Consider the following 5,107-nt stretch of genomic DNA (forward strand, 5'->3'; position numbering starts at 1 on the left):
ATCGGCGGCATGACCGGCGTGCTGCTGGCCGTGCCCCCGGCCGACTTCGTGCTGCACAACAGCCTGTTCCTGATCGCCCACTTCCACAACGTGATCATCGGCGGCGTGCTGTTCGGCCTGTTCGCCGCGATCAACTTCTGGTTCCCGAAAGCCTTCGGCTACAAGCTCGACGACTTCTGGGGCAAGGTGTCGTTCTGGTTCTGGCTGATCGGCTTCTGGGTCGCGTTCGCGCCGCTGTACGTGCTCGGCCTGATGGGCGTGACCCGCCGGGTCAACCACTTCGAGGACATGTCGCTGCAGATCTGGTTCCAGATCGCCGCCTTCGGCGCTTTCCTGATCGCGCTTGGCATCGCCGCCTTCCTGGTCCAGCTGTGGGTCAGCTTCCGCCGCCGCCACGAGCTGCGCGACTGGACCGGCGACCCGTGGAACGGCCGCACGCTGGAATGGTCGACCTCGTCGCCGCCGCCGGCCTACAACTTCGCGTTCACCCCCGAAGTGCACGACGGCGACGCTTGGCACCAGATGAAGCAGCGTGCCTACGAGCGCCCGGCAGAAGGCTTCATGGCGATCCACATGCCGAAGAACACCGGCGCCGGCATCATCCTGGCCGGCATCAGCACGGTGCTGGGCTTCACCCTGATCTGGCACATGTGGCTGCCGGCCGCCGCGGCGTTCGTCGCGCTGGTCGCCGTCGCGATCGCGCACACCTTCAACTACCAGCGCGACTACTACATCGACGCGGACGAGGTCGTCCGCACCGAGACCGAACGTTCCCGCATCCTGGCCGCGCACGCCGGATAGTCCCACCATGACGACCCTGACCCACTCCGATTCCGTGGACGAGCCGCAGAACCTGCGATTCCACGTGCCCGGCGAGCACCATGTCGAGAACGGCACGCTCCTCGGCTTCTGGCTCTACCTGATGAGCGACTGCCTCATCTTCGCCTGCCTGTTCGCGGTGCACGGCGTGCTGGGCCGCAGCTACGCGGCCGGCCCGTCCGGTGCCGACCTGTTCGACCTGAAGCTGGTGGCGATCAACACCGCCATGCTGCTGCTGTCGTCGATCACCTACGGCTTCGCGATGCTGGAGATGCAGCGCCGCCGTCTCGGGCCCACGATGATGTGGCTGGCGATCACCGGACTGTTCGGCGTGGTCTTCATCGCGCTGGAGCTGTACGAATTCGCCCACCTGATCCACGAGGGCGCGGTGCCGCAGCGCAGCGCCTTCCTGTCGTCGTTCTTCACGCTGGTCGGCACCCACGGGCTGCACGTGACCTTCGGCATCATCTGGCTGGTCACGCTGCTGTTCCAGCTGAAGCGCCACGGCCTGATCGCCGAGAACCGGCGCCGCCTGATGTGCCTGTCGATGTTCTGGCACTTCCTGGACGTGGTCTGGATCGGCGTCTTCACCTTCGTCTACCTGATGGGAGTCCTGCCGTGAGCGCCCCCCGCAACCCGACCCGTTCCTCCGACGACACGCCCGACAACACCCCCGGCAAGACGCCGCCGGGCGCCGAGCCGCTGCACAGCCACGGCCATGCGGTGCACCACGACCAGGGCCATGGCCACGGTCACGACGACCATGACCACGACGACGGTGCGGCGCACAGCACCTTCAAGGGCTACATGACCGGCTTCGTGCTGTCGGTGATCCTGACCGCCATCCCGTTCTGGCTGGTGATGGGCAACGTGTTCGAGAAGTCCAGCACCACCGCGCTGGTGATCCTCGGCTTCGCCGCGGTGCAGATCGTGGTGCACATGGTGTACTTCCTGCACATGAACACCCGCTCGGAAGGCGGCTGGAACATGCTGGCGCTGGTCTTTACGCTCGTGCTCGTGGTGATCACGCTGACCGGCTCGTTGTGGGTGATGTTCCACCTCAACCACAACATGATGCCTCCGAGCGTGCACGACATGAAGAACATGCCCTGATGAGGCTCGGGCGCGCACTGCTGGCCGCGGGCGCGCTGGTCGCGTTCTGCGGCTTCCTGGCCCTCGGCGTCTGGCAGGTGGAGCGGCGCGCCTGGAAACATGCCCTCGTCGCCCAGGTGGAAGCCCGGGTGCAGGCGCTGCCGGTCGACGCCCCCGGGCCGGAGCGGTGGGCGACCGTCACCGCCGACCATGACGGTTACCGCCACGTGCGGCTGCAGGGCCGCTTCCTCCACGACCGCGAAACCCTGGTGCAGGCCACCACCGCGCTCGGCGCCGGTTTCTGGGTGCTGACGCCGCTCCAGCGGCCTGACGGCACCACGGTGCTGGTCAACCGTGGCTTCGTCCCGCCCGAACGCCGCGCATCGGATGCGCGCGGCACCCCCGCCCCCGAGGGCGACACCACCGTCGTCGGTCTGCTGCGCACGACCGAGCCCGGCGGCGGCTTCCTGCGCAAGAACGACCCCGTAGCAGACCGCTGGCATTCGCGCGACGTGGCGGCCATCGCCGCCGCACGCGGGCTGGGGTCGACCGCGCCTTATTTCGTCGATGCCGACGCACCGGCCGGCGCCGTACGCGGCGACATTTGGCCAGCGCCGGGGCTGACCGTCGTCGCCTTCGCGGACAACCATCTCGTCTATGCGCTGACCTGGTGGGCGCTGGCTGCGATGGTCGCCGGTGCCACGGTCTACGTCGTGCGCCACGACCGCCGCGCCGCATGGAGCCGCGCCGCCGCCGTCCACCCCTCCCGCCCGGCTGCCGATGCACGCACTTTCTGACCGACCCACCGCCGCACGACCGGCCGCGGCGCCGGCGACCGCCCCGGGCGATGCCACCGGCTTCAAGAACATGCAGCAGCTGGTGCAGCTGCGCTGGATCGCGGTGGTCGGGCAGATCGCGACGATCGCGGTCGTGCACTACGGCTACCGGATCGCGCTGCCGCTGGCGCCGATGCTGGCGGTGCTCGCGGTCCTCGCGCTGTTCAACGTCGCAAGCCTGCTGCGGCTGCGCTTCTACCGCCGCGAGGTGCGCAGCCGCGAGCTGTTCCTCGCGCTGCTGGTGGATATGGCGATGTTCACCGCCCAGCTCTACCTGAGCGGCGGCGCCACCAATCCGTTCGCCTTCCTGTACCTGCTGCAGGTGACGCTGGCCGCCGTGCTGCTGCGCCCGGCCTACAGCTGGACCATGGCGGCCGTCGCGGCCGCCGGCTTCGCGGGGCTGGCGATGTTCGCCCAGCCGCTCGCGCTGCCGCCCGACCACGACCACGGCCTCGCCAGCCCCTACATCCTGGGCATGCTGATCTGCTTCGTGCTGAACGCGGTGCTGCTGGTGGTCTTCATCACCCGGATCGGCCGCAACCTGCGCGAGCGCGACGCCCGCCTGGCCGGACTGCGCCAGCGCGCCGCCGAGGAGGAGCACATCGTGCGCATGGGGCTGCTGGCCTCCGGCGCCGCACACGAACTCGGCACGCCGCTCGCGACGCTGGCGGTCATCCTGGGCGACTGGCGCCGGCTGCCGCATTTCTCGTCCGACCCCGAACTGCTCGCCGAAGTGGCGGAGATGCAGCTGCAGCTGCAGCGCTGCAAATCCATCGTCAGCGGCATCCTGCTGTCGGCCGGCGAGACCCGCGGCGAGGCACCGGAGGAAACCACCGTCGGCACCTTCCTCGACGACCTGGTGGCCGAATGGCGCACCACCCGCCCGGTGACCGGCTTCGTCTACGACAACCACTTCGGCGAGGACGACCTGCCGATGGTGTCGGACTCGGCCCTGAAGCAGACGGTGCACAACGTGCTCGACAACGCGCTCGAAGCCTCGCCCCACTGGGTCCGGCTGGTCGCGGCGCGCGACGCCGATGCGCTGGTGCTGACCGTCGCCGACCACGGCCCCGGCTTCGCGCCGGCGATGCTCGCGCAGTTCGGCAAGCCCTACCAGTCGAGCAAGGGCCGCGCGGGCGGCGGGCTCGGCCTGTTCCTGGCGGTGAACGTGGCGCGCACGCTCGGCGGGACCGTCGCGGCCCGCAACCGGCCCGAGGGCGGTGCCGAAGTGACGATCACGCTGCCGCTCGCCACCATCGCCCTGGGCGACGACGAGGACCTGCCATGACCGACGACGCCCGCCCGATCCCGGCCCCTGACCACGACGAAGACGACGACGAGCGCCTGCTGCTGATCGTCGAGGACGACGCCGCCTTCGCCCGCACCCTCGGCCGCTCGTTCGAGCGGCGGGGCTACCGCGTGCTGCAGGCCGCCGGCCTGGAGGCGGTGGAAGCGCTGCTGCGCGACGGCCACACGCCCGGCTATGCGGTGGTGGACCTGAAGCTGCAGGGCGAAGCCTCGGGCCTCGCCTGCGTGCAGGCGCTGCATGCCCATTCGGCCGACATGCTGATCGTGGTGCTGACCGGCTTCGCCAGCATCGCCACCGCGGTCGAGGCGATCAAGCTGGGGGCGGTGCAGTACCTGGCCAAGCCCTCGAACACCGACGACATCGAGGCCGCCTTCGGCCACGTGGCCGGCAACACCGACGTCGAGGTGACGAACCGCTCGACCTCGATCAAGACCCTCGAGTGGGAGCGCATCCACGCGGTGCTCGCCGAGACCGACTTCAACATTTCGGAAGCGGCGCGCCGCCTCGGCCTGCACCGGCGCACGCTGGCGCGCAAGCTCGAGAAGCAGCGCGTGAAGTAGGGCGGCCGGATGCGTCTTCTCGCGCCTCTGCTCGCCTGTCTCGTGATGGCCCCGGCCCACGGCGCCGATGCGCTTGCGCCTGGTCGCACCGCCTTCCAGCGCTGCGCCAACTGCCACCAGGTCGGGCCCGGCGCACGCAGCAACTTCGGGCCCCAGCTGAACGGCATCATCGGCCGCCGAGCCGGCTCGGCGCCGGACTTCGACTATTCGCCGGCGATGAAAAAGGCCAGCTTCGTGTGGGACGAGAAGCGCCTCGCCGCCTTCCTGCGCGATCCGGACGCTGTCGTCCCGGGCAACAAGATGCGCTTCTGGGGCTTGCGCAGCGATCGCCAGATCGCCGACCTGCTGGCCTACCTGCGCAGCGCCGGCGCCGGACAACGGTGAGCGCCGCCGCGGGGAAGGTAGGCCAGCAGGTCGGCGATCTGGCGATCGCTGCGCAAGCCCCAGAAGCGCATCTTGTTGCCCGGGACGACAGCGTCCGGATCGCGCAG

At 69.6% G+C, this 5,107-nt stretch carries 7 protein-coding genes and 1 pseudogene; 7 read left to right on the plus strand and 1 reads right to left on the minus strand.

Annotated elements, in window-relative coordinates:
* From QZ500_RS12240 to QZ500_RS12270, 7 genes are all read left to right on the plus strand, one after another.
* The coding region (locus QZ500_RS12240) for a cbb3-type cytochrome c oxidase subunit I (RefSeq protein WP_295855679.1) at positions 1-801 on the plus strand (801 nt) is incomplete at its 5' end.
* A gap of 7 nt (positions 802-808) precedes the next feature.
* Positions 809-1,441 carry a cytochrome o ubiquinol oxidase subunit III gene (cyoC, locus tag QZ500_RS12245; protein WP_295855681.1) on the plus strand — a complete coding sequence of 211 codons (633 nt, stop codon included), beginning with the start codon at positions 809-811 and terminating at the stop codon, positions 1,439-1,441.
* A gap of 80 nt (positions 1,442-1,521) precedes the next feature.
* Entirely contained in the window at positions 1,522-1,932 is a 411-nt protein-coding gene (gene cyoD, locus QZ500_RS12250; protein WP_295855691.1) for a cytochrome o ubiquinol oxidase subunit IV, read from the plus strand.
* On the plus strand, positions 1,932-2,708 hold the full coding sequence (locus QZ500_RS12255; protein ID WP_295855683.1) for an SURF1 family protein: 777 nt from the start codon (positions 1,932-1,934) through the stop codon (positions 2,706-2,708). The genes cyoD and QZ500_RS12255 overlap by 1 nt, the downstream gene beginning before the upstream one ends.
* Positions 2,692-4,035, plus strand: a complete 1,344-nt coding sequence (locus tag QZ500_RS12260; protein ID WP_295855684.1) for an ATP-binding protein — start codon at positions 2,692-2,694, stop codon at positions 4,033-4,035. Before QZ500_RS12255 ends, QZ500_RS12260 begins: the two co-directional genes overlap by 17 nt.
* On the plus strand, positions 4,032-4,616 hold the full coding sequence (locus QZ500_RS12265) for a response regulator transcription factor (RefSeq protein WP_295855687.1): 585 nt from the start codon (positions 4,032-4,034) through the stop codon (positions 4,614-4,616). The genes QZ500_RS12260 and QZ500_RS12265 overlap by 4 nt, the downstream gene beginning before the upstream one ends.
* A 45-nt stretch (positions 4,617-4,661) precedes the next feature.
* Positions 4,662-5,000 carry a cytochrome c family protein gene (locus QZ500_RS12270; protein ID WP_295855689.1) on the plus strand — a complete coding sequence of 113 codons (339 nt, stop codon included), beginning with the start codon at positions 4,662-4,664 and terminating at the stop codon, positions 4,998-5,000.
* Here the strand turns inward: QZ500_RS12270 and QZ500_RS12275 are convergent.
* Positions 4,967-5,107: pseudogene (locus QZ500_RS12275) on the minus strand (cytochrome c family protein); the annotation flags it as partial. The gene QZ500_RS12270 and the pseudogene QZ500_RS12275 sit on opposite strands and share 34 nt — an antisense overlap.

The organism is uncultured Xylophilus sp., assembly GCA_913776965.1.
GTDB lineage: Bacteria > Pseudomonadota > Gammaproteobacteria > Burkholderiales > Burkholderiaceae_C > Xylophilus.

Coding starts and splice junctions, on each gene's coding strand:
- QZ500_RS12255 (WP_295855683.1), top strand. CDS start 1,932: ATGAGGCTCGGGCGCGCACTGCTGGCCGCGGGCGCGCTGGTCGCGTTC.
- QZ500_RS12265 (WP_295855687.1), top strand. CDS start 4,032: ATGACCGACGACGCCCGCCCGATCCCGGCCCCTGACCACGACGAAGAC.
- QZ500_RS12270 (WP_295855689.1), top strand. CDS start 4,662: ATGGCCCCGGCCCACGGCGCCGATGCGCTTGCGCCTGGTCGCACCGCC.
- cyoC (WP_295855681.1), top strand. CDS start 809: ATGACGACCCTGACCCACTCCGATTCCGTGGACGAGCCGCAGAACCTG.
- QZ500_RS12260 (WP_295855684.1), top strand. CDS start 2,692: ATGCACGCACTTTCTGACCGACCCACCGCCGCACGACCGGCCGCGGCG.